The organism is Acinetobacter sp. AOR43_HL, from assembly GCF_027854635.1.
GTDB lineage: Bacteria > Pseudomonadota > Gammaproteobacteria > Pseudomonadales > Moraxellaceae > Acinetobacter > Acinetobacter pittii.
In genome coordinates this window covers 362,247-386,905 of sequence record NZ_JAKTHX010000002.1, presented here as the reverse complement: position 1 = coordinate 386,905, position 24,659 = coordinate 362,247, and the positions used below count along the sequence as shown (strand labels likewise).

Annotated in this window: 27 protein-coding genes; 12 read left to right on the top strand and 15 right to left on the bottom strand. The window is 38.5% G+C overall.

All coding sequences use genetic code 11. From position 1 onward, the window contains the following. Window positions 1-4 precede the first annotated feature (4 nt). The 6 genes from MKL33_RS01810 to MKL33_RS01785 form a co-directional block, all read right to left on the bottom strand. Window positions 5-1,009, bottom strand: coding sequence for a quinone-dependent dihydroorotate dehydrogenase (locus MKL33_RS01810; protein WP_005068330.1), 1,005 nt, complete (start codon window positions 1,007-1,009; stop codon window positions 5-7). An 89-nt stretch (window positions 1,010-1,098) separates the two neighbouring features. After that, window positions 1,099-1,578 (bottom strand): type II secretion system protein GspM, encoded by a 480-nt coding sequence (gene gspM / locus MKL33_RS01805; RefSeq protein WP_270906359.1) that lies wholly within the window; start codon window positions 1,576-1,578, stop codon window positions 1,099-1,101. Beyond that, entirely contained in the window at window positions 1,578-2,717 is a 1,140-nt protein-coding gene (gspL, locus tag MKL33_RS01800; protein WP_270906358.1) for a type II secretion system protein GspL, read from the bottom strand. The genes gspM and gspL overlap by 1 nt, the downstream gene beginning before the upstream one ends. Before the next feature lie 23 nt (window positions 2,718-2,740). Beyond that, entirely contained in the window at window positions 2,741-3,196 is a 456-nt protein-coding gene (locus MKL33_RS01795) for a SixA phosphatase family protein (RefSeq protein WP_005068324.1), read from the bottom strand. Window positions 3,197-3,252: 56 nt separating this feature from the next. After that, on the bottom strand, window positions 3,253-4,326 hold the full coding sequence (locus MKL33_RS01790) for an NAD(P)H-dependent glycerol-3-phosphate dehydrogenase (protein WP_002115297.1): 1,074 nt from the start codon (window positions 4,324-4,326) through the stop codon (window positions 3,253-3,255). Between the two features lie 34 nt (window positions 4,327-4,360). Next, entirely contained in the window at window positions 4,361-4,936 is a 576-nt protein-coding gene (locus MKL33_RS01785) for a nitroreductase family protein (RefSeq protein WP_044100980.1), read from the bottom strand. A gap of 204 nt (window positions 4,937-5,140) precedes the next feature. On the opposite strand from MKL33_RS01785, the gene MKL33_RS01780 reads away from it, so the two are divergent. Next, a complete protein-coding gene (locus MKL33_RS01780; protein ID WP_005073503.1) occupies window positions 5,141-5,521 on the top strand; it encodes a hypothetical protein in 381 nt (126 codons plus the stop codon). A 37-nt stretch (window positions 5,522-5,558) separates the two neighbouring features. Here the strand turns inward: MKL33_RS01780 and rhlB are convergent, their stop codons facing one another. After that, window positions 5,559-6,710 carry an ATP-dependent RNA helicase RhlB gene (gene rhlB, locus MKL33_RS01775; RefSeq protein WP_002115257.1) on the bottom strand — a complete coding sequence of 384 codons (1,152 nt, stop codon included), beginning with the start codon at window positions 6,708-6,710 and terminating at the stop codon, window positions 5,559-5,561. Window positions 6,711-6,819: 109 nt separating this feature from the next. Continuing rightward, complete coding sequence (locus tag MKL33_RS01770; RefSeq protein WP_000126912.1) at window positions 6,820-7,032, bottom strand: cold-shock protein; 213 nt, start codon at window positions 7,030-7,032, stop codon at window positions 6,820-6,822. A 372-nt stretch (window positions 7,033-7,404) separates the two neighbouring features. On the opposite strand from MKL33_RS01770, the gene MKL33_RS01760 reads away from it, so the two are divergent. The 5 genes from MKL33_RS01760 to MKL33_RS01740 all read left to right on the top strand — a co-directional run bounded on the left by MKL33_RS01760 (window position 7,405) and on the right by MKL33_RS01740 (window position 10,137). Then, a complete protein-coding gene (locus tag MKL33_RS01760) occupies window positions 7,405-7,650 on the top strand; it encodes a sulfurtransferase TusA family protein (RefSeq protein ID WP_033847590.1) in 246 nt (81 codons plus the stop codon). 133 nt (window positions 7,651-7,783) lie between these two features. Continuing rightward, on the top strand, window positions 7,784-8,650 hold the full coding sequence (gene rpoH, locus MKL33_RS01755) for an RNA polymerase sigma factor RpoH (protein ID WP_002115267.1): 867 nt from the start codon (window positions 7,784-7,786) through the stop codon (window positions 8,648-8,650). A gap of 111 nt (window positions 8,651-8,761) precedes the next feature. Next, on the top strand, window positions 8,762-9,127 hold the full coding sequence (locus MKL33_RS01750) for a DUF423 domain-containing protein (protein WP_002115263.1): 366 nt from the start codon (window positions 8,762-8,764) through the stop codon (window positions 9,125-9,127). Window positions 9,128-9,140: 13 nt separating this feature from the next. Then, on the top strand, window positions 9,141-9,338 hold the full coding sequence (gene thiS / locus MKL33_RS01745; RefSeq protein ID WP_002115323.1) for a sulfur carrier protein ThiS: 198 nt from the start codon (window positions 9,141-9,143) through the stop codon (window positions 9,336-9,338). Window positions 9,339-9,351: 13 nt separating this feature from the next. After that, window positions 9,352-10,137 carry a thiazole synthase gene (locus MKL33_RS01740; RefSeq protein WP_001154366.1) on the top strand — a complete coding sequence of 262 codons (786 nt, stop codon included), beginning with the start codon at window positions 9,352-9,354 and terminating at the stop codon, window positions 10,135-10,137. Between the two features lie 100 nt (window positions 10,138-10,237). Here the strand turns inward: MKL33_RS01740 and MKL33_RS01735 are convergent, their stop codons facing one another. Continuing rightward, window positions 10,238-10,861, bottom strand: coding sequence for an HD domain-containing protein (locus MKL33_RS01735; protein WP_032004641.1), 624 nt, complete (start codon window positions 10,859-10,861; stop codon window positions 10,238-10,240). A 16-nt stretch (window positions 10,862-10,877) separates the two neighbouring features. Next, window positions 10,878-11,651 carry a peroxide stress protein YaaA gene (gene yaaA, locus MKL33_RS01730; RefSeq protein ID WP_270906357.1) on the bottom strand — a complete coding sequence of 258 codons (774 nt, stop codon included), beginning with the start codon at window positions 11,649-11,651 and terminating at the stop codon, window positions 10,878-10,880. Between the two features lie 125 nt (window positions 11,652-11,776). Between yaaA and MKL33_RS01725 the strand changes: the two genes are divergently transcribed. After that, a complete protein-coding gene (locus MKL33_RS01725; protein WP_270906356.1) occupies window positions 11,777-12,409 on the top strand; it encodes an alpha/beta hydrolase in 633 nt (210 codons plus the stop codon). Between the two features lie 57 nt (window positions 12,410-12,466). Here MKL33_RS01725 and rtcR read toward each other — a convergent pair whose 3' ends face one another. After that, window positions 12,467-14,068, bottom strand: coding sequence for an RNA repair transcriptional activator RtcR (gene rtcR / locus MKL33_RS01720; RefSeq protein WP_270906355.1), 1,602 nt, complete (start codon window positions 14,066-14,068; stop codon window positions 12,467-12,469). A 67-nt stretch (window positions 14,069-14,135) separates the two neighbouring features. Here rtcR and MKL33_RS01715 point away from each other — a divergent pair, with 67 nt between their 5' ends. The 5 genes from MKL33_RS01715 to rtcA all read left to right on the top strand — a co-directional run bounded on the left by MKL33_RS01715 (window position 14,136) and on the right by rtcA (window position 19,013). Next, the gene (locus tag MKL33_RS01715) at window positions 14,136-15,110 is read left to right on the top strand and encodes a ribonuclease Z (RefSeq protein WP_270906354.1); all 975 of its coding nucleotides are present in this window, start codon (window positions 14,136-14,138) and stop codon (window positions 15,108-15,110) included. 255 nt (window positions 15,111-15,365) lie between these two features. Further along, entirely contained in the window at window positions 15,366-16,634 is a 1,269-nt protein-coding gene (locus tag MKL33_RS01710) for an RtcB family protein (protein ID WP_270906353.1), read from the top strand. Between the two features lie 29 nt (window positions 16,635-16,663). Beyond that, window positions 16,664-17,221, top strand: a complete 558-nt coding sequence (locus tag MKL33_RS01705; protein WP_064785296.1) for a hypothetical protein — start codon at window positions 16,664-16,666, stop codon at window positions 17,219-17,221. A 26-nt stretch (window positions 17,222-17,247) separates the two neighbouring features. Beyond that, the gene (locus tag MKL33_RS01700) at window positions 17,248-17,706 is read left to right on the top strand and encodes a DIP1984 family protein (protein ID WP_086394952.1); all 459 of its coding nucleotides are present in this window, start codon (window positions 17,248-17,250) and stop codon (window positions 17,704-17,706) included. Between the two features lie 260 nt (window positions 17,707-17,966). Further along, a complete protein-coding gene (rtcA, locus tag MKL33_RS01695) occupies window positions 17,967-19,013 on the top strand; it encodes an RNA 3'-terminal phosphate cyclase (protein WP_086394951.1) in 1,047 nt (348 codons plus the stop codon). A gap of 33 nt (window positions 19,014-19,046) precedes the next feature. Here the strand turns inward: rtcA and MKL33_RS01690 are convergent, their stop codons facing one another. From MKL33_RS01690 to pheA, 4 genes are all read right to left on the bottom strand, one after another. Continuing rightward, window positions 19,047-20,507 (bottom strand): aminoacyl-histidine dipeptidase, encoded by a 1,461-nt coding sequence (locus MKL33_RS01690; protein WP_086394950.1) that lies wholly within the window; start codon window positions 20,505-20,507, stop codon window positions 19,047-19,049. A 170-nt stretch (window positions 20,508-20,677) separates the two neighbouring features. After that, window positions 20,678-21,061 (bottom strand): hypothetical protein, encoded by a 384-nt coding sequence (locus MKL33_RS01685; RefSeq protein ID WP_014207212.1) that lies wholly within the window; start codon window positions 21,059-21,061, stop codon window positions 20,678-20,680. A gap of 126 nt (window positions 21,062-21,187) precedes the next feature. Beyond that, on the bottom strand, window positions 21,188-23,434 hold the full coding sequence (locus MKL33_RS01680) for a bifunctional prephenate dehydrogenase/3-phosphoshikimate 1-carboxyvinyltransferase (RefSeq protein ID WP_213074427.1): 2,247 nt from the start codon (window positions 23,432-23,434) through the stop codon (window positions 21,188-21,190). A 107-nt stretch (window positions 23,435-23,541) separates the two neighbouring features. Then, a complete protein-coding gene (pheA, locus tag MKL33_RS01675; RefSeq protein WP_002049199.1) occupies window positions 23,542-24,651 on the bottom strand; it encodes a prephenate dehydratase in 1,110 nt (369 codons plus the stop codon). Window positions 24,652-24,659 lie beyond the last annotated feature (8 nt).

Below are 24,659 nucleotides of genomic sequence, written 5' to 3'. Positions count from 1 at the left end.
TCACTTAAGACATAGCTGCAACACATTGTTTCACTAAAATAGGACCTGTATAAATTAGCCCACTATAGATCTGTACTAATGTTGCTCCAGCTTGCTGTTTGACTGCTGCTTGTTCACCCGACAAAATTCCACCTACGCCAATTAACGGGATTTGTCCTTTTAATGTTTGGGCAAACAAACGTAAGCATTCTGTACTTTTTTCAAAAACAGGTGCGCCTGATAAACCGCCCGACTCATTACCATAAGGAAGATTTTCTACACCTTCTCTTGATAAGGTCGTATTAGTAACGATCAAGCCATCAATTTTAAACTGCACTAACTGCGCTGCAATAAACTCAACATCTTCCGCTGTTAAATCAGGTGCAACTTTCAGAACCAAAGGAACATAGTGATTATTTTGTTCAGCTAGCTCAAGTTGTCTTTCTTTTAAGGTTTGCAATAGTTCAGTTAATGCATCGCCACTTTGTAAACTTCTTAAGTTCTTAGTATTTGGAGATGAAATATTAACGGTAATATAAGAAGCGTAGTTATACACTTTCTCAAGGCAAATCAGGTAGTCATCAACAGCTTTTTCTACAGGAGTATCAGCATTCTTACCAATATTAATACCTAAAATTCCTTTAAACTTTGAAGCTTTTACATTTTCAATCAGCTTATCAACACCATCATTATTGAACCCCATACGGTTAATAATGGCTTGAGCTTCAGGAATACGGAATAAGCGCGGCTGCGGATTACCCGATTGAGGACGAGGTGTAATGGTTCCAATTTCAATAAAACCGAACCCTAACCCAGCTAAAGCATCAATGTGTGCACCATTTTTATCAAGACCGGCTGCCAAACCTACTGGATTTGGAAATTCAATTCCCATACAAGTCGTCGGTTTCGCCTCTACGCTCTGACGAAGTAGGCCGAACTTATGTGCTTTATCAAGCATAGATAATGTTAATTCATGGGCACGCTCTGGTGCTAAACTAAACAACATCGGGCGAGCAAGTGAATATAACATACCAATCACAATCTACTGATTTTAGGTAGGCATATTATAGGCACAGGGAGCACAAAACACCATGCTTAAGACCAGCATATTTTAATATGTTATTGAACCGTCGCTGTTAATTTAATCTGACTTTCACTTGAAACCATTTCCATTTTTTCAATACTTAAGCCCATTTGTGCCAGTTGGGTTAAAAAGTTAGCTAAAATTGCGTAATTCTGATGAGTAACAATAATTTGTAACTGCTCGCCATTTTGCTGAGAAGTAACCGTTAAACCTTGCTGTTGAGCTACACGTTGTATTTTTTCTGCCTGCCCCAGCTCAAGCTCACTCGCAGGTTTCATAGTGACCGCATTACTTTGCATCCACACCATCAAATCTTTTAAATCATTTAAGCGCTGTTGCTGCTGTTCTGCTAAGGAATGCATTTTCCAAAGTGAAGCCCCAATAATAGCCACTACAACAAAAATTGTAGTAAAGACCACCATGATACGTTCACGGACAGTCAAACGGTCTAAATATTGATTAACTTGTTCGATCCACTGATCAAAGCGGTTTTGCAATTGAGCTAACATTTTCATTATTGTATTTTCACCACCCCAATTGCCCCACCACCATCGGCTTGAATATTACCTAACTCCGCCTTAAATCCTTGCTGATTAAGCTGCTGTGTTAAAGCTTGCAAATCATCTGCCGACTTTGCTTTCAAGGCCATGGTTAGTGTAGAAGCATCATAATTTAATTGCTGAGCTAAAATTTGTCTTTGCATCAAAATAGGTCCAACACGACTCAATAAAGAAAGTGCTTGTGTATCGCCTTGTTTACTCATTCTTAAATGACTTTCAAATTGGCTTTTTATATTTTGTTCATTTACGCGACTAGAAGGACCAAACCAATATTTATATTGTTCAATCGTCTGCTCAGCTGTTTGATTCGCTACATTTCTTAATTTTACCCAACGCAACAAATCATAGCTAAACTGAACCACAATTATTGCTAAAAGAATAACAGCACATGCTTTCCAGTACCCAGAAACCGTTTGCTCTTGCCCTTTGGCTTTTGGTAAAACGTTAAAAGGATGCTGTTTAGGTTTATCTAAGCCCTGAAACTGATAAAAAAATTCTGAACGTTGCTCAACACTAGAAGCTGCTTCTAAGCTTTCTAATTGTTCTGTCGTTAATCCACTATATTGATAGTTTGTTTCAACTGGCTGGAATTCCAAAAACAATCCCAAATCATCTAGTGAATTACCAACCCATTTACTTTCACGCGCCAGTAATTTTTGGTCAATATTACACAGGATAACTTGGTGTTCTTGTGGCTCTGGCAAAATCAAAAAGTCTGGCAACAAAGCAACCAGCTTGATTGGCAACAAATTCATTGCATGTTGCCATGTTTCCACAGTAGTTTTTGCAACGCCCAATATTGTTAATTGATCAGCATGAAAATGATGAACTACTTTCATGTGATCAATAGGCAAAGTTACAAACTCTTCAAGCAAATATTTAACACCATCTGCTCCAAGTTGCTTGTAATGAGACTTTGCTATTTGTTGCTGGAATATCTGAGCATGACGACTAGGAAAAAAAACGACAGCCTCTTTTCCTTGGTGCAATTGTAGGTCTTGTATTAATTGATCAAGGCTTTCAGCCTGCAACCAGTTTTCTCCGTTAGACCAATGCCATATTCCATTGGTTTCAGGCATCCATAAATACAGCATAATGGGCTAAATAACCTTTTTATTTATATTGTGGGTATAAAACTATTTTTTTGTGTTGATAAACCAGTTGCAATCACAGCCTGATCATAAATTCGAGCTTCAGCCAACGCAAATGGATTAAAGTTTTCATGGGTCAGCAGTTCAGCAATATGCCCTACTACATTCATATGACACACGACCACAATTGACTCATAAGGAATCTGAGACAACCACTCAACTGCCTCTTTGGCGTTATCATCCGGTTTAATTTTATCGCATAACAACACAGGCACATCTTTAAAGTACGCTTGAATATGTGCCAATGTCTCTTGAGCACGTAACAAAGGACTAACTACAAAAATATCAGGCTTAACAATATCTTTTAAAAATGTTGCTGTCTGTTCTGCTTGAGCATGTCCACGAGCAGTAAGAGGGCGTTTAGTGTCGTTACCATTTACAGGTGGAGCGGCTTCCCCATGGCGAACCAATGTCAGTTGCATAAATTTTCCTTGTTAATAATTCCTGCATTATAACCACAATTTATGACATTTCTTCTTCAGACTTCGTGATGAGGTAAAACAAATTCAACATCACTACGGTGTCCGTTTTTCATAAGAGATAATGCAATATTTAAAGGAGGCGCCCCTTCAAAAATAACTTCATATAAAGCATTAGTAATAGGCATATAAACATCTAATTCTTCTGCTTTACCACGCACCTGAACAATTGTATTGATGCCTTCTGCTGTCTGCCCCAACTCTTTACTCGCCTGATCCAGCGTTTTACCCGAACCTAAAGCATAACCAATCTGATAATTACGGCTTAAAGGGCTATTACAAGTCGCGAATAAATCACCAACACCTGACAACCCCAAGAATGTAAGCGGATTTGCACCTTGTTTTACTGCAAAACGGCTCATCTCGGCCAAAGCACGCGTTAAAATCATACTCTTGGTGTTTTCACCAATTTTGTAAGCAGCACCAATTCCCATTGCAACCGCATAAATATTTTTAAGCGCACCGCCTAACTCTACACCGTGCACATCATCGCTACCAAAAACACGGAATAAAGCACTATGTAAGGCATGTTGCACAGCATAACGAACTAATTCGGAGTCACTGGCAATAACGGTGCCGGACGGCATACCCGCCATAATTTCTTTTGCAAGGTTTGGACCTGATAGCACGCCATAAGGAACTTCAGGTAATTCTTCACGAATGATATCGCTCATGAAGCTGAAAGTTTTAGCTTCAACACCTTTGGTTAAAGACACAACCGCTTGTGCAGTAATATAAGGAGCGATTTGTTTTAAAACATCACGGAATGAATGACTTGGAATTGCGACTAAAATAATATCTCGGTCACATACAGCTTGCTCAAGATCAGACACAGCACGTAATGATGACTCTAAAATAAAATCTGGCAAATAACGTTTATTAATGTGGGTTTTATTAATTTCCTCAGCTGTTTCGGCGTCACGAATCCAGATCATGGTATCGCAACCATTACGTGCAGCTAAATTTGCCATAGCCGTTCCAAAGCTTCCTCCCCCTAGAACGGTAATACGTAAAGCGGTTTTTTTATCAACCGCAACAGGTTCCACCAAATCTGTAAACTTAAATTCAGCCATCTTTTATTATCCTATTTCTTACTTCTACAGACGTTTAAGCCTGCCAAACTTTTACGAATTCTTTACTTTCAATATCTGCACGCGGTGCAATTACTTTAGCTGCTGTGCCGACGTAAATAATACCTGAAATTAAATCACGAGATTGCAGACCTAAATGCTGCTTTAACCAATTTGATTCGACAACTGCACCACTACGCCACATGGTCGAAAAACCTTGAGCTTGTAGAGATAATAAAAGATTTTGTACTGCGGCACCCGTACTTAAGATTTGTTCGAAATGCGGTACTTTCGGATGATCTTGTAGTTGTGTAAGCGCCAAAATGAGTAATGGTGCGCGAAAAGGATGTTGTTTAACACGTTCGAGTTGAGCGGGATCAGTTTCACCTAAATCTGCTAGAGCCTTTGCTAAAACTTCACCAAAAGCACCACGTTGTTCGCCTGAAACAACCACAAAACGCGTTGGCTTAAGTCTATGATGATCTGGAGCAGTCAAAGCTGCTTGGAAAGCTAACTCTAATTGCTCTGTACTTGGAGCTGGCTCAACTAATTGGCCAATAGACTGACGCTGATGAATATTTTGGTGAATTATTTGTATTGCTGATTCCGTCATTAATATTGATCTAACTCAAAAATTCAAAATAGATTAGCATAATCTACCGTTAATCCACCATTGAATCTAGCTTATAAAATTAGCGAACTCTCACTTTGACATTTTTTAATACAAAACATCAAAACTCATACAACGTCTTCAAAATCAACTAGAAAACTTATGTTCAAATAGCTATGTCTTTTAGCGATTAACTTTAGGTGCATTATGAAAAAAATAATTTTAGCGAGCGCAATGAGCGGTGTTGTTTTATTACTTGGTGCTTGCGCAACTACTCCTAAAAATACTTTAGCAGTTCAAAAAGAAAATAATCAGTTTGAAGTTACAGGTATTGGCAAAACCAATTTAATTGCAAAAAATAATGCAATTACTGCAGCTCAAAAAACTTGCTCAAAAAACACTACACCAGTCGTTGTAGATGAAAAAACAACCTATAACGGTGTATTAAAAGATGTTGTAAGTGAAAAAACTGGTCAAATGGTTGAAGCAGCAGCAGGTGTTATTGGTACATTAACTGGTAAAAATGCATCTCTAGCAAAAGATGATGACTACCAAACCACGCTTACCTTCTATTGTAAAATTAACTAATCAAAAAAATCCCAATCAAATGATTGGGATTTTTTTATTAGCAATAACCATCTAATCTGGTCAGTGGTAATTTTTTACCAATTGCTTTTTCAATTTCGGGTAAATAAAAGGCGTCATCTTCTGAAAGAAAACTAATACTTACACCTTGTGACCCAGCGCGACCTGTACGACCAATACGGTGTACATAGTCATCAGATTGTTCAGGCAATGTAAAGTTGATGACATGCGACACGCCATCCACATGAATACCACGACCAGCAACATCCGTCGCGATCATAATATTATGTTTACCTTGCTTAAATTGCTCTAACATTTTTAAACGTTTATCTTGAGCAATCTCACCAGAAAGCATACCAACTCTATATCCATCTTTCTTTAAATGATCATAAAGACGGCGGACTTGGTCACGTCGATTAGCAAAAATCATGACCTTATCGATTGGCTCTTCACGCAAGATATCTTGCAGTAAACGATATTTATCTTGTTTAGCTACAACATAAACACGTTGCTCTACATCGTTATTGGTCTTTTGTTCAGGCTCAATTTCAACAGTTACAGGTTCAAATAACCATTGTCTTGCCAAATTAAGAACATCATAACTAAACGTCGCTGAGAACATGAGGGTCTGACGTTGTTCCTTGCGTGGTGAATAACGAACAATACGTTTTACCGAAGGAATAAAGCCCATGTCTAATAAACGGTCAGCTTCATCAATCACTAAAAATTCAATTTGATCGAGCCAGACTTCTTTTTGTTCTACAAAATCGATTAAACGCCCAGGTGTAGCTACCATGATATCGACAAAATTAGCATCAAGTTGCTTCTTCTGCTTATCGAAATCAACACCACCTAATAGGGTCACTAAATGTAAATTAGAGAATTTTGTGAGAAATTTCGCATCACTTTCAATTTGCAATGCCAACTCACGAGTAGGCGCCAAGATTAAAGCACGAGGCTCGCCACGGAAGCGTTGCTCTTGAATCGGATTATTGAGTAAATCATTAATTACACTAATAAGAAAGGCAGCTGTCTTACCTGTTCCTGTTTGTGCTCGCCCAATTGCATCATGCCCGGCTAATGTATATTTTAAAACCTTTTGCTGAATTGGGGTCATTTGAGTAAACCCTAAAGCATCAATCGCCTTTTTAAGTTGCGGATGTAAATTCAAGGTTTCAAAACCAGATGTCATAAATACGCGCTCTAACAAACAATCTCTCGAATGAGAAGATCATTATAAACAAAAACGCCCCAATTCAAAAATTGGAGCGTCCATCATTCATCAAAAAGATGAATTAGTCTTAGTCTAAAGGCTGAACGTTTTCAGCTTGAAAACCTTTTTGACCTTGTACAACGCTAAACTCTACGCGTTGACCATCACGTAGAGAACGGTGACCGTCACCTACGATTGCACGGAAGTGAACGAATACATCGTCGCCGCCGTTACGTTGAATAAAACCAAAGCCTTTAGTGTCATTAAACCACTTTACTACGCCTTGTTCACGAGCTGTCATAAGTCAATCCTCAGATGTTGAAAAAAGGACCTTCCGGTGTTGCAAACAGCAGAGCAAACAAGGTTTTAAAATATTTATAATCTTAAAGCTTGTAATCATTCTGTAAAACTATCAACAATTTCCGGTTACATCCATTTGTTATAGGGTTATTAAATCAATTTGATTGTGTGGTAAATCCTAAAACGGTTCGAGCTTAACACGGGTTTATGACAATTAATAGAATTTTTTTCAAATATTTCCCCTATTTTTAGTTCTTTTTTTAAACAGCTTATTACAATATTTTTTATAGAAATTCCTGCATCTTCTTTCATAAAATATGCTGTATTTATTAAAAATTTGTTAGAATATTTTTTTTAGTTGTTTTGATGATGAATGAGCAATACTTCTTCTAATACAGCACCCATTGAAATTAATGCCCTTGGGCAGCCCTGCCCAATGCCATTGTTAATGTTAAAGCGTGAACTTAAAAAAGCGTCAGGCAAACAACAATTTTTATTAAAATCGTCAGATCCTCATAGCGAAATTGATGTAACTCGTTACTGTGGTTTACATCATTTTATGTGTCAAACTACACACATATCAGAAAGAGAATTTCACTATTTAATTGAAACTCAATAATTCTTTGCTAAACTAAAAGATTAGAAATTGCATAAAATTTTACATTTCTCTACCCAATTTTCCTTAATTATGAAGCTGATTCAAATTAAGATGAATTTATTGGTTATCCCATTCGATCCTATAAGGAGAACTCATGAGTGACAGCAGCAATCAATTGATGCCCCTGTCATTGTCTGCGCCCGGTGTAAACCTTGGTGCATATATCAGTACTGTCAATCAGATTCCTATTTTAACGGCCGAGCAAGAAAAAGAACTTGCTGAACGTTATTATTATGACCAAGATCTTGATGCCGCAAAAATGCTGGTAATGTCGCATTTACGTTTTGTCGTTCATATTGCGCGCAGCTATGCAGGTTATGGCCTACCACAAGGCGACCTTATTCAAGAAGGTAATTTAGGCTTAATGAAAGCCGTGAAACGTTTCGACCCAAATATGGGCGTGCGTCTAGTATCTTTTGCCGTCCATTGGATTAAGGCAGAAATCCATGAATACGTTATTCGCAACTGGCGTATCGTCAAGATTGCAACGACAAAAGCTCAGCGTAAATTATTTTTCAATTTACGTAGTTTAAAAAAATCGAGTAAAAAATTAACGCTCGAAGAAGCTCAATCGATTGCTAATGACTTAAATGTAACTCCAGAACAAGTTCTGGAAATGGAAGGTCGTTTAACTGCTTATGATGCTGCTTTTGAAGCACAAGGCGATGACGACGACGATACCCCACATACTGCCCCTGCGTTGTATCTTGAAGATAACCGCTACGACCCTGCCCGTTTAGTCGAGAACGAAGACTGGGAAGAGCAAAGTACTTCAGCCTTGCATGATGCGATGGACCAGTTAGATGACCGTTCGCGTAATATTTTACAACGCCGCTGGTTAGATGATGACAAATCTACTCTTCACGAGTTAGCAGCTGAATATAATGTTTCGGCAGAACGTATTCGTCAGCTTGAAAAGAATGCGATGGAAAAAATCAAAACTGCCATGTCAGCAAGCTAAAATAAATGAAAAAAATAAAAGGGCGAATCGCCCTTTTGTTTTATCTGGCTATGTTTAGCCAACCCAATCTATGTTAACGTTGCCTTTCATTATTCAGTTGCGTTTTTTGTTATGTGGATCGCCATTTCAGCCCTTAATCTTGCTTTTGCAGTCATGTTGGGTGCTTTTGGAGCACATGGTCTTAAAGCTCACGCGGGTCCTGAGCAACTTGCTTGGTGGCAGACTGCAACCGACTACTTTTTTTATCATGCGCTTGGCCTATTAGCTCTTGGTATTTTAAGTAAGGTTCTTCCTCATTTCCCAATCAAGTTATCTTTCTTGCTTATCCAAATTGGTATTCTATTTTTTTGTGGTTCGCTTTACATCATGGCGCTAGGTTTACCACGAATATTAGGCGCAATTACGCCAATCGGTGGAGCCTTAATGATTGCGGGATGGCTAGTCTTGGCTTGGAATGCTTTCAAATACGCAAAATAATCGGAATGTGATCATGCAAATTTATTTAAATGGCGAATTAACGGACACGCCTAGCCAAAACCTGTTGCAACTCATTCAGGAGTTGGCACTTGAAGGAAAACGTTTTGCTGTTGAGCACAATCAGCAAATCGTTTCTAAAAGCAAATTAGAGCAAATTTCTATTGCTCAACATGACCGTATCGAAATTATTCACGCTGTTGGCGGCGGCTAAGTCGGAGTTATCCATGCAAGACACCCCTCTCATTATTGGTTCACGTTCTTTTCAATCTCGCTTATTGGTCGGAACTGGCAAATATAAAGACTTAAATGAAACGGATTTAGCTATTCAAGCCAGTGGTGCAGAAATCGTAACTGTCGCAATCCGCCGTGTGAATATTGGACAAAATCCAGATCAACCGAATTTACTGTCTGTCATTCCACCAGAAAAATATACAATTTTGCCAAATACCGCAGGTTGTTTTGATGCTGATAGCGCAGTACGTACCTGCATGTTAGCGCGTGAGTTACTTGATGGTCACAACCTAGTAAAACTTGAAGTTTTGGGCGATGAAAAAACCTTATATCCAAATGTAACCGAGACCTTAAAAGCGGCCCGTACTTTGATTGATGATGGTTTTGAGATTATGGTCTATACCTCTGATGATCCGATCATTGCACAAGAACTTGAAAGTATGGGCTGTGTTGCAATTATGCCTTTAGGTAGTTTGATTGGTTCAGGTTTAGGTATTTTAAACCCACACACCATTTCAATTATCAAAGAAAATGCGAAAGTTCCAGTTTTAGTTGATGCAGGTGTTGGCACAGCAAGTGATGCTGCTATTGCGATGGAACTCGGTTGTGATGGTGTATTGATGAATACAGCGATTGCAGCTGCGCAAAACCCTATTTTGATGGCTTCTGCAATGAAAAAAGCTGTTGAAGCAGGACGTGAAGCATTTTTAGCAGGTCGTATGCCACGTAAACGCATGGCAAATGCAAGCTCGCCAGAAACAGGTTATTTCTTTAAATAATTTATTTCCAAGGAATCACTGCTTTTTCCAGTGATTCCTCTCCTGTCATATAACCATTTTACGTTTTAAAAATATATCGCTTTATTCTAATATGCTTAGGCTATTCCAATATTCGTCTTAAATTATCCTTGGCGTTTAACTCAAAATTCTTTTGGAAATATACAGTTTGATAAAGTGGCTCAGACTGATAAAAATGTATTAAAACTTGTTTTCTCTTAATTGAATATACTTCTGGATCAACCCAAGAATACTCCTGCTGAATTTGCTGTTCATACTGAATAAAACGTTCAGGTGTTGCTGCCAAAATAGCTAAATCAATATCCAATAAAAATTGCAAATCTGTTTCATCGGTTAATGCATGCTTTTGAGTCGCAAGAATCCAACGCTTTATTTTCTCTAGAGTATCGGATGATAAATCTTGCACCATCGCTTGTTCAAATAACTCAACACTCTTAAGTTCATTGTCTTTAGCTTCTGGATCATAGACCGCATCATGAAACCAAAGAGCCAATGCAACAGCATACGGATCATTTAATTCGTATTGAACCGCCTCCATTAAACTCAAACATTCATATAAATGTTGGACGGTATGATAGGCTCGCTGCTTTTCACTATAAGCCGCAATTAGTTCATCATAAATTTTCTGTGGTTCAGAAAAATCATAATGCTGATGCAGCTCAAACCAAACATGCTTTAGTTTTGATAAATAAAGCTGCATCATCAATTAACCACGCTTAAGATTATTGTTCATCACGTTTAAATACCAACTCTTTTGCAGATGAGTTATCAGCATCAAAGTAGTAACCCTCGGCATTAAACGCTTTGATGTCTTCAGCTTTATTTAATTGGTTTTCAATCATAAAACGAGCCATTAAACCGCGTGCTTTTTTCGCATAGAAACTTATGACTTTATATTTGCCATTTTTCTGGTCAAGAAAAACAGGCTTCACAATTTCAGCCTTAATTTTCTTTTCATTGACAGACTTGTAATATTCATCTGAAGCTAGATTTACCAACAATTCAGATTTAATTGCGGCCAAGTCTTCATTAATCTGGTTAGTGATGATATCACCCCAGAATTCATACAAATTATGGCCACGCGTATTTTTTAATTTAGTACCCATCTCTAAACGATAAGGCATCATTAAATCTAAAGGACGCAATAAACCATATAAACCAGAGAGCATACGCAAATGCTGCTGTGCAAAATCAATATCTTTGTCTTTTAAATGATAAGCATCTAAACCAGTGTAAACATCACCTTTAAATGCATAGATTGCTTGGCGAGCATTTGAGAAATTAAATTCGGGATTCCAATCTCTAAAACGATCTGCATTGAGTGTGGCAATTTTTTCACTCACACTCATTAAACTCGCAATTTCCGAAGCGGAAAGTTTGCGGCAAACATCAATTAATTGTGCTGAGTTTTCTAATAAGCGCGGCTGAGTAAACTCATCTGTAGGTAACGCTGTTTCATAATCTAAAGTTTTTGCAGGAGAAATTAAGGCAAGCATAGACAACCTGAAAAAATTATTCTTAATACCAACTATAACAGTAGATTTTTTTTAATGCTAACTCGTGTTTTCAATGACGACTATCGGTAAAATAGGAATACGTATTGTTATTTATCGATTCTTATATGTCTGAGCAAATTTTCATTCAGGGTCCAGTTGGTAAAATTGAACTTTTTGTAGACCGCCCTGAAGGTGAAATCAAAGGCTTTGCGGTTGTTTGCCATCCGCACCCATTGCAAGGTGGAACTCCTCAACATAAAGTCCCTGCTCTTTTAACCCAAATCTTTAATGAATATGGTTGTATTGTTTACCGCCCAAGTTTCCGTGGTTTAGGTGGTAGTGAAGGCATTCATGATGAAGGCCATGGTGAAACTGAAGATATCTTAGCTGTAATTGAGCACGTTCGTAAGCTTCATGAAGGCCTACCATTTTATGCAGGCGGTTTTAGCTTTGGCTCACATGTTTTAGCAAAATGCTTTGCACAGCTTGCACCTGAATTACGACCTGTACAGTTAATTTTATGTGGTTTACCAACCGCTACTGTAGTAGGTTTACGTCACTATAAAACTCCTGAAATTCAAGGTGATATTCTACTCATTCATGGTGAGCAAGATGATATTACTTTACTTTCAGATGCAATTGAGTGGGCAAAACCACAAAAACATCCAATCACAATTTTGCCGGGTGCCAACCACTTCTTTACAGGCTATTTAAAGCAGCTTCGCCAAATCATTACACGCTTTATTATCATGAAATAAACGGTAATTTGATGGGCATAACTTGAGAGTATGCCCATCATTTTATAAGCCTTGTCATTATTGAAAGTTATTCCAGCTTAACCCAAAACGTGCCAAATATTTTTTCACTCGGTCACTATCGTTCGTTGTATTACGCTGTTGACGAGATACCGAAAAGAGTTGTCTTCCCGCCTCTGCCATTGATTTTGAATTTTCGCAGACTTTGAGCACACCTCGTAATTGAATTTGATCAAATTCATCTATTTGTTCTAGCTGCTCAGGACTCAAATAGTTCAAAAGAATATCTTCATCTTTATCATTGTAAGATTCATCCTGAATAAGCCAAAGCTGCTTTAGACGTTGAATTTCTTTTTCTACAGCTTCACGGCGAATTAACTCACCTTGCGATAAAGTTGCCAAACGAGTTACGCTCGCTGCTAAATCTCTAAAATTTCCTTGCCATGATGCATCTACTGATTTAGCAAACTTTAAATATGTTTCTAAAGCATCACGTTGAAAGCGTAATTGTCTTTGATGAATTGCAGCAAAACGCTGTAGCTCAAAATCAATATTGGGTGCAATATCTTCTACACGGTCTTTTAAATTTGGTAAGAAGAACATCCACGTATTCAAACGAGCCCATAAATCTTCACGAAAACGACCAGCTTGAACCTCATTGCGCAAATCACGGTTAGTACCTGCAATCAACTGAAAATCGACTTGAATTTCTTTATCACTTCCAACGGGAAAAAAGCTTTTGTCTTCTAGCGCTTTTAGCAGCATAGCTTGTTCATCAAGTCCCAATTCACCAATTTCATCTAAAAATAAAATACCTTGGTCAGCACTTTTTAATAAACCAGCACGAGAAGCTGCTGCTCCTGTAAACGCACCTTTTATATGACCAAATAAAGTTGACATGGCACTATCACCACGTAAGGTTGCACAGTTAACATCAATAAAACGACCATTTAATTGAAATTTATCTTTCTTTAACTGAAAAATTTGTTTTGCTAAATGAGACTTACCAACCCCTGTTGCCCCCATAATCAAAATAGGTGCACTAGAGCGGGTTGCAACTAATTCAACTTCCTCAATAAGCTGATTAAACGCTTTATTATGAGTAGAAATATTTGCTTTAAGTTGTTGCCAATTTTGTTTTTGTTCATCATCGAATCGCTGTTTTAAAACATCGTATCGAGACAAATCCAGATCAATAATTCTATATTCACCTTCTGAGGTCTTTTGCTGATTAGGTGAACTTTGGATAAGTTGAGCTGGTAAATAATGCGCATCTATCAATAAATACCAACAAATTTGAGCAACATGCGTTCCCGTTGTGATATGCAGTAAATAGTTATTTTTTTCGACATCAAACGGATAGGTTTTTACAAAGTCATAGAGTGCACCATAAACTTCAGCAAAATCCCAAGGATCTTTAATACTTACCTTATGTCCAGAAACCTCAGTTTGTGGAGAGATCTCTTTAGCATCTGCTGCTATAGATTTAACTAAATTATGATGTTGTCGATCATGTAACAGCACCAATTCATCTACAAGCAAATCTTCATGCATTAACAGGCTAAGTGTAGGACGCCAACGTTGCCATCGATCCGACCTTCTCCCCTGATCAAGCGTAGAACCGACAAAGCCCATAACGACTGTTTTCTTTGCATCCGCCATAATTTCTATAAAATTTTATAAGTGTCTATAATATACAATACGCATTTGACCAAAAAATTCCAAGAATATGCTTCATTTTACTTTTTTAGGCACATCTTCAGGTGTACCAACCCTAACACGTAATGTTTCAGGATTAGCAGTTCGTAACACCAAAAATAAGGACTGGATTTTAATTGATGCCGGCGAAGGGACACAGCACCGCGTTCAACAAGCTAAACTTTCACTACAAAATCTAGTTGCCATTTGTATTACACACGTTCACGGCGACCATTGTTATGGTCTAGTTGGTTTATTAGCAAGTGCAGGCATGAATGCCCGTAGCAAACCATTAATTGTGATTGCACCGAAAGAAATTCAGCAATGGTTTGAAATCACGGCCCAGCTTACAGACTTAAATTTGCCCTATTCCCTTCAATTTATTGATGTAAATGAAGCAATGCAGCCACAACAGATTACCGATGAATTCATTGCTCAAGCACATACCTTAAGTCATCGTGTTCCAAGTTTCGCCTTTAGCATTTATATCAAATCTATTCAGAAGAAGTTAGATATCCAAACTTTAACTCAGCTTGGTGTACCCAAAGGCGATATGTGGGGTCATTTAAAACGAGGCTACGATGTTGACTTTGAGGGGCAAACTTTAAAAGCCCAAGACTTTATCAAAGTTCAAAATCAACAAGTTCATGCAATTATAGGTGGCGATAATGACCAACCTGAACTATTAGCTGATGCTTGCAAAGATGCTCAACTCCTTATTCACGAATCAACATACTTGCAAACGATTTTAGATAAAGTCGGCAAAGGTCCAATGCATAGCTCAGCAAAAATGGTGGCTGAATTTGCAGAACAGCAATCTTTAAGCAATTTAATTCTGACGCATTTTAGCCCCCGACATCAGGATAAAGCTGGGCAGCAAGCTATTACTGAAGAAGTTCGTCAGTTTTATAAAGGTCATTTTTATTTAGCAAATGATTTTGATGAATTTACTTTAAGTGAAGCTGGACAGCTTTTAAAAGTCGATAAAAACGAGAAGACCCATTAAACAAATATATCCAAAAAGATATTTAAATATATTTTTAGATATCTTTTAAATATTAAAATTTCCAACAGAAATTAGTTACACAGAAAGAATAATTATTTTTATATATTATTTTCAATAACTTACATTTTAAATTAAGTGTATTTTTAAAAGTTGGCACACTCAGTGCATTAGTACAAAGCACACAACATCATTGGGATCTTGTGAATAACACCTGCCTGCAAACGCTTGGCAGGCAGGCTTTGAAAGGAAAAGAAAATGTCTGTCATTGAAGAAATTAACCAACAAGCTCAATTTGAACAAAAGCAGCAAGAACGTTCTTATCAAGTTCTGCAAAATGAAAAAAGTATGCCAGTCAAAATGTGGACTAAAGGCGTGCTTGTTGATGACAACTCAAAACAACAATTATTACAAACAGCTCAAATGCCTTTTATTTATAAATGGATGGCTGTTATGCCAGATGTACACTTCGGTTTAGGAGCAACTATTGGTAGCGTGATTCCAACTAAAGGGGCAATTATTCCTGCTGCTGTGGGTGTAGATATTGGTTGTGGAATGATGGCAACTCGTACAAGCTTAACTGCTTCGGATTTACCAGATAACTTACATGCACTACGTACTGAACTTGAACGTTTAATCCCACATGGAATGACTAAGCGCGGACGTGATCGTGGCTCATGGGAAACTCCACCAGAAATGGTAGATCAAGCTTGGTCCAATCTAGTGGCAGATTTTGAATACATTTGCACAAAACATCCACGTTTAAAAAACACCAATAACCGTAAGCATTTGGGAACTTTAGGTACTGGAAACCATTTTGTCGAAATCTGTCTAGATGAGCATGATCATGTCTGGATTATGTTGCATTCAGGTTCTCGTGGTGTAGGAAATGCTATCGGTAACCATTTTATCGAACTTGCACGTAAAGACATGCAGAAGCATTTCATCAATTTGCCAAATAAAGATTTAGCATACCTAGTCGAAGGAACTGAACATTTTGATGATTACTGGTTTGCGGTAGGTTGGGCTCAACGCTTTGCGATGAAGAACCGAGAAATCATGATGCAATCTGCGATTAAAGCCTTGGCTACGATTGTACCAAAGCCTTTTCAGGCACGTTTGGAAGCGGTGAACTGTCACCATAACTATGTGGAAAAGGAAGAACATTACGGTGAAGAAGTAATGGTCACTCGTAAAGGTGCAGTCCGTGCGCGCTTAGGTGAATATGGAATTATTCCAGGCTCAATGGGTGCGAAGTCCTTTATTGTCCGTGGACTTGGAAATCAGGAATCTTTCTGTTCATGTTCGCATGGTGCAGGCCGTGTTATGAGCCGTACTGAAGCAAAAAGACGTTTTACTGTTGAAGATCAGATTGCACAAACTGAAGGTGTGGAATGCCGTAAAGATGCTGCTGTTATTGATGAAATTCCTTCGGCATATAAACCGATTGAAGATGTAATGAAAGCACAAAGCGACTTGGTTGAAGTGGTTTATACATTAAGACAAGTGGTGTGTGTTAAGGGTTAGATAATTTACCATACCCAGAAGGTGAGCATATGTTTGTCCAATTAGATCATTTGAAGACCAAAGAGTTACAATCTGATCTTGATGCCATACAAGCCGTATTTGAAGTATTTTTGTTTAATGTTGTACATAAGACAGAATCTTCGAATACGCTAGCTATTCATCAACAGATGTTATTGAATTGTGAAAGTTTAGCAATAGAAAAAACGTTAGACTTAAATACTTTAACCACTAAAAAATTAGATCGCAGCCTTGTAAGTTTTGATCGTTTGGACAAACCTAATTTATTTTCTAGACATAATTGGTTTTGGGGTTTGTTAGAGGCAATCATTGATCCACCATATGGCACAACCCTTACCCATTCTAATCAGGTAGCATTCTTTCAAGCTTTCTTGCGGCTATGCCTTTTCACGGAGAAAGACTGTGAAATATATGATTGGGTTGGCTATCCAGGTAGTGGTCGAGAAGAAAGTTCTGAATGGAATGATTATTTTGAACCGGGCCGAGAATGGTGGGGTAATTGGTGCTTAACCATCTATTCACCAGAGCAAAATAAAGGCTGCTTACTACTTGCCAGCTCAACAGATTAAAGAATAAATTTTTAGGAAAATAAAATATGAAACTCGCAGAAGCACTTTTACTTCGAAGCGATCAACAAAAAAAGCTCGCTTCGTTAAAACAACGAATCAATGCGAATGTATTGGTACAAGACGGTGATGAACCTAGTGAAGATCCAAATGAACTCATCAAACAAGTATTTGCTTTAACTCAGGAAAGCAATCAATTGATTTATCGTATCCATTTGACCAATGCACAAGCAAAACTGGAAGATGGCAAAGTATTGTTGTCCCTATTAAGCTTGCGTGATAGTTATGCTGAACAGCATAAGATTTTAATAGATGCGATTGCCAATACACATCGAGAACCTGATCGTTATAGCTCACGTGAAATTAAGTGGAAGAAAGTCATTCCTGTTTCTAGCTTACAAAAGCAGGCGGATGATATCAGTGCAAAACTCCGTGACTTAAACGTTAAAATTCAGGCTGCTAATTGGCAAATTGATCTAATCGATTAAACAATAGATTTTGTGAAAATCATTTTCACAATCAAAGTTTGGACATACTGGGCGAGTACAAGATCCTGCGTTACTCCGATCTGAGGGATTGAAAATAATTCAGGCGGCTATGGCAGCATGTGAGTCGTGCATCGATATTCACTTATGAGACTCAGCACTATGCACCTAGTAAACCTTTGTCGAAAACAAAGTCAAACGTTACTTCGCATTACCATGTACTGACAGTATGTTCATTAAATTAGAAAATAAGGAAAACAGAAGTGAATAAAGCTTTGGCAAATATGCCCAAAACCATCCAAATTGATGGTTCACAAGGTGAAGGTGGTGGACAGATTTTAAGAACTGCTCTTGCCCTTTCAATGATTACAGGTCAGGCATTTGAATTAATTAATATACGTGCAGGACGTAAAAAACCAGGATTAATGCGTCAACATTTGGTTTGTGTACAAGCATCTCAACAAATTAGCCAAGCTTATGTAGAGGGTGCTGAATTACATAGCCAACGTTTATATTTCGCACCTCAGCATGTTCAAAGTGGTAAATATCAATTTCAAATCGGTTCAGCGGGTAGTACAACACTGGTTTTACAAACGCTTCTACCTGTTTTGTTATTACAAAATGAAGCTACTGAACTCACCATTTCAGGGGGTACACATAACCCACTTGCACCAACAGCAGATTTTATTGAACACTGCTTTTTACCTGCTCTAGCTCAAATTGGAATTAACGTAGATTTTAAATTAAGTAAAGCCGGCTTCTTTCCAATTGGTGCAGGTGAAATTCAGGTTACCGTTCAACCATGGCAACATCGAAACAAGCTAAATTTATTAGATCGCGGTGCTTTGCAAAGTAATGAGGCCTTTGCAGCTGTATTAAATCTTTCAGAAGAAGCACAGATAGCACAACGTGAATTAACCACATTAAGTAAAAAACTAAACTTAAGCTCTCAGCAGCAATTTCATTTAAATGGAATTAGCCAAGGCAATACAGTCTATGTGAAAGTTACTCATCAATATCACACTCAACTGTTTACGGCTTTAGGTGAGATGCGCAAAAGTGCAGAGCAAATAGCTGAGCATTTAGCAAAAGATGTAAATCTATATTTATCTTCGCAGGCTGTTGTAGATGAGTATTTGGCAGATCAATTGCTTCTACCTTTAGCTCTAGGTCAAGGTGGTGAATTCACCGCACAATGTATTAGCGAACACACTCGTACTCAAGCAGCCATGATTGAAAAATTTATTGATTGTGGAATCGAGTTTATCGAGTTAAATCCACATCATTTTCATGTAAAAGTTAAAGTTTAAGAAGCTCACAATTGAGCTTCTTATTTGTAAAAACTACTCTACAGATGCTAAAGCTGTTACCAGCAGCTTCCAGCATTTCTCTACAGTATCAACTTTGACTCGTTCACCCGGTGCATGTGCCCCCTGAATATCTGGTCCAAAAGAAACCATTTGTAAATGTGGATAATGCTCGGCAATAATCCCACACTCTAAGCCTGCATGAATTACTTTTAGATTTGGCTCAATATTAAATGCATTTTGATAGGCCTGCTGTAAGCACTTTAGAGCAGCCGAATCTGGATTTGGTGTCCAACCCGACACTAACGGCGTAAGTGTAGAGCCGATATTAAATTGACTGAAATGTTTTTGAATTTTTTCTGCAAAGTCTTGAGCTTCTTGATTCACCATTGAGCGAACCATTAAAACAGCTTTTCCACTTTCTCGATTTAGTCTCACCACTCCAATATTATTTGAAGTCTCAACTACATCTGATAGAACCTGACTCATACTTGCAACGCCATAAGGACTTGTTGCTAAAGCTTGCAACCATTCATTTTGCTGTTGTTGAGCAATCACTTCGGTCACTTCAGCACTATTAGGCTGAATAGTTAATTGCAGATTGTCATCAATACCTTGTAGCTGTTTTTTCCATGCTGTTTGATATTCAGCGAGTAATTTTTCTAATTCAGGCAATTGGTTAGATGAAATGGCAATGGTTGCTACAGCTTCGCGAGGTAAAGCATTACGAGCTGTACCACCTATAAACTCAACAAGTCGTCCACCAAGCTTCGCTAAATGCTGATTTAAAAAACGGGCCAGAATAACGTTGGCATTACCACGTCCTAAATGGATATCTACGCCAGAGTGGCCACCTTTAAGACCAGCCATCTGAATATTAACAATATTCAAATTTTCAGGAATTGGTTCATAATTAAGCGGTTGCTCAACTTCAACATCAATACTACCAGCACATCCGAGATACAACTCGCCCCACTCTTCTGTATCAATATTAAATAGCCACTTCCCTTTTAGTACACCTGCCTGTAAAAGTCGCGCACCACTCATACCTGCTTCTTCATCCACTGTTAAAAGAACTTCAATTGGCCCATGAGCAATATCATTTGAGTCTAAAACTGCCAAAGCTAATGCTACCCCAATGCCATTATCAGCACCTAAAGTAGTATCTTTAGCAATTAACCAGCCATCTTCGAGGACTGGCTGGATCGGGTCTTTAAAGAAGTCGTGTACTGTGCCAGTATTGGCTTGAGTGACCATATCTAAATGGCCTTGCAGAATAACGCCAGACACATGTTCTTTACCCAGAGTCGCATTCTTACGAATAATCAAATTCCCCACTTCATCTACGTAAGTTTCTAAATTTCGACTTTCGGCCCAGTTTCTTAAAAACTCACGAAGTTGCTGTTCATGCTTCGATGGGCGAGGAATAGTGCAAAGTGTTTGAAAATGCTGCCAAACCACTTGAGGAGATAACGCTGCAATATCAACTTGTGTCATGAAAACCACACTCTAATTATGTAAATATCGTAATAATTTCAATATACACAATGCATTAAAGATAGGTAGGGATTTCGGGAAAGATTTTGTATTTTTATATTTAATCTAAAGAGATAGTACGACTTTTCTAAAAAGTCGTACTCCATAAAGAACTCTTAAAACAATATGTTTTAGCTTTTCCACTCAAATGCTGAAAAGCTATGATCAGCTTTCAAACTATTTTCAACTGCCTGTGCAAGCTGACGAATAATGCTTTGTGTTTCGATTTTCTCAAACCAATCTTGTTCTTCATCAGGATTGGCAGAGATTTCACACATCAAATGCCCTTCATGGTCTGTTTTCTGACAAGTAATAGATAATGGCAAAAGATGATTATCTATACTGACTTCTACTTTTTCATGTTCATGCACAATGTGCTGCGCATCAAAACCATAATGCCCCAATTGCTTAAACAGTAAAGCCGCTACATATTCTTGAGTGATATGGCATTCATTTGGTGGATGATCAAGCACCCCATGTTGTGGGCAACTGGCAATAAATTGTAATTTTTTCATCCTTTGTCCTAACACTATTATCATTATCTGCACTTAGCATAAGCAATAAACAAACAGCAGCCAAGCCTTTAGCCCGCTGCTGCCGTTGCTATTGTGTTAGCAATTATAAAATGTGTCAGGTCAAAGTTATTGGCTAACTTCGATTGTTAAGCCTGCACGATTCGCCAACTCAGTGAAAGTCGGGAAGCTTGTCGCCACAGTTTCAGTACCATGAATTGTAATCGGACCAGAATTACGAAGACCTGCCATACTAAAACTCATAGCAATACGGTGGTCATGATGTGATTCAATTTCGCCGCCAGCAAAGATTGGTGACCAATCGCCAGATTTGCCTTTACCTTCGATAATGATGCCATCATCAGTTGGCGTACAGTCAATACCCATGATTTTTAAGCCATCAGCCATAACCTGAATACGGTCAGACTCTTTCACACGAAGTTCTGCCGCACCAGTTAATACTGTTTGGCCTTCGGCACAAGCTGCTGCAATAAATAAAGCGGGGAATTCATCAATTGCTAAAGGTACTTGGTCTTCAGGCATATGAATACCTTTAAGAGTACGTGAACCTTTAATATGAATATCAGCAATAGGCTCGCCACCGGCAATACGTTCATTTTCAACAGTCAGGTCAGCACCCATCTGTTTTAAAATTTCAATTACGCCAGTACGTGTTGGGTTAATACCTACAGCTTCCAGAACAACATCAGAACCCTCAGTAATTGCGGCACCCACCATAAAGAAAGCAGCTGATGAAATATCTGATGGTACTTGAATATCAGTACCTACTAATTTTCCACCACCAACGAGTGAAATCTTGTTGCCTTCGGTTTTAACATCATAACCAAATGCACGAAGCATACGCTCTGTGTGGTCACGAGTTGGTTCTGGCTCAGTTACCGAAGTTTCACCTTCAGCCCATAGGCCCGCAAGTAAAATACCCGACTTCACCTGAGCAGATGCCATTGGCAAGTCGTATTGAATGCCCTTTAATTGCTGGCTACCCGTAATACTTACAGGTGGTGTACCTTTCTCACCTGTTGTCTGGATTTGCGCACCCATTAAACGCAATGGCTTAGCAATACGCTCCATTGGACGTTTAGAAAGTGATGCATCACCTGTCATCACTGAATCAAATTTTTGTGCTGATAACATGCCTGAAAGCAAACGCATGCTGGTTCCAGAGTTACCCATATACAAGGCACTCGCTGGTGCTTTTAAACCATGCATGCCCACGCCATGAATGGTCACTTCACCATTCTTAGGGCCTTCAATGCTTACACCCATATCACGGAAAGCTTGTAAAGTTGCTAAAGCATCTTCACCTTCAAGGAAGCCAGTTACATGCGTAGTGCCTTCTGCAATAGCACCAAACATAATGGAGCGATGTGACACAGATTTGTCACCCGGTACGGTAAATTTACCTTTAAAAGCCTTATTTCCCGGTAAGATACTGAATTGCTGTGTCACCTTATTTTTCTCCATTAAAGGTTTTTTGGCTAACATATGATTGAAATGCTGACGTGCTGCCTGAGCATGGCCGAGTAAACCCATTAATGCATGAGAATCTTCGTTTTCAATCAATTTTCTAAGTACGGTAAGTTGTTTCTCGAAGCCATCTACAGCATTTAATATAGCGGTTTTATTGGCAAAGAAAATATCATGCCACATTTGTGGATCACTAGCAGCAATACGCGAAAAGTCACGAAAGCCACCTGCTGCATAGCGGAAAATATCAAGATTATCTTCACGATTCGCAAGTTGCTCAACCAAATTAAATGCCATCAAGTGCGGTAAATGACTTGTATGTGCTAAAACTTCATCATGCTTGGCAACGTCCATACAAATGACTTCAGCTTTAGCAGCAGACCAAAGTTGAATTAGTTTATCAACAGCCCATTCTGCACTTGTTGGTAACGGCGTTAAAATAACTTTGTGATTTGCAAATAAATCGACCTTACCTGCATGAACGCCCGTATGCTCACTACCAGCAATAGGATGTCCTGGTACAAAACCTGCTGGTAAATCTTCACCAAATACAGCTTTTGCTGCATCAACGACATTACCTTTTGTACTTCCCACATCAGTTACAATCGTGGTTTCTGTCAAATAAGGTTTAATTAGCTCAAGCACTTTTTGTGTTGCACGTACTGGCAAGGCCAAAACAACTAAATCTGCCCCTTTCACAGCCTCTACAGGATCAGAAAATCCTTGTTGTATTAAGCCAAGTGACTTTGCATCTTCTAAAGTTTTTTGTGAGCGTGTAGAAGCCACTATAGTTGTCGCCAACTTTTCTGCAACAATAACGCGCGCCAAACTCGACCCGATGAGTCCTAAACCAATAAATGCAACTTTTTTAAATAGGGGTTGTGACATAACTTCAACTTTGCTTTTGCTCAAAGTGATTTAAACCTTTAAGCAATTTGTTTTTAAGCATAATGACATGACCATCTTGATGCATGTCATTATTCCAACATGAGTGATTAAAGAACAGCAGCAGGATAAGAACCTAAAATACGAAGTTCTTTTACCATTGGACGAATATCATTGATTGCCGCAGCAACATTCTCTTGATCGATATGACCTTCTAAATCGATAAAGAATACATAGGCCCACTTTTCAGGTAATGCTGGACGGGTTTCAATACTTGTTAAGCTAATATTATGTTTTGCAAACGGCGCTAAAATTTCTAATAAAGCACCAGCGCGGTCATGCGCTGAAATTAATAATGAAGTTTTGTCATTGCCACTTTGTGGAATTTTTTCACGGCCAATGACTAAGAAACGAGTGGTATTTTCCGGATTATCTTCAATATTGCTATGCAAGATTTCAAGGTTATACATACCTGCTGCAATATCTGACGCAATCGCAGCTGAGTGCCATTCGTTGCGAATACGGCGTGCAGCTTCAGCATTTGAGTTTAAGGCAACACGTTCAACACCCGGATAATGCGCATCTAACCACTGACGACATTGAGCCAAAGTCTGCTGGTGGGCATAAATCTGTTTAATACTGTCTTTACGTGTATTTTCAGAGACTAGGAATTGATGATGAATACGTAATTCAACTTCACCAATCACATTTAAATTCGATGTTTTAAAACAATCTAAAGTATGGTTCACAATACCTTCAGATGAGTTTTCAACTGGCACTACGCCGTAATGTGCACTACCTGCTTCTACTTCACGGAACACTTCATCAATTGTTGGTAATGGACGAACAACTGCATCTTTACCAAAGTGTTTAAGCACGGCAGATTGAGTAAAAGTCCCTTCCGGTCCTAAAAATGCAATACTTTGCGGAGCTTCTAAAGCAAGGCAAGCAGACATAATTTCACGGAACAAACGCGCCATGGTGACATCAGACAAAGGACCTTGGTTGCGCTCCATGACTTTGCGTAAAACTTGTGCTTCACGTTCAGGACGATAAAACAAAGGATTCTCTTCAGAAGCAAATTTAGCTTTAGCAACAGCCTCAGCAAGGCTTGCGCGGCGATTTAATAATTCTTGAATCTGTTGATCTACACTATCAATATCTTCACGAATTTGTTCTAAACTAAGAGAAGTCGTTTTGTTTTGATCATCGTTGATCATTAGAATGC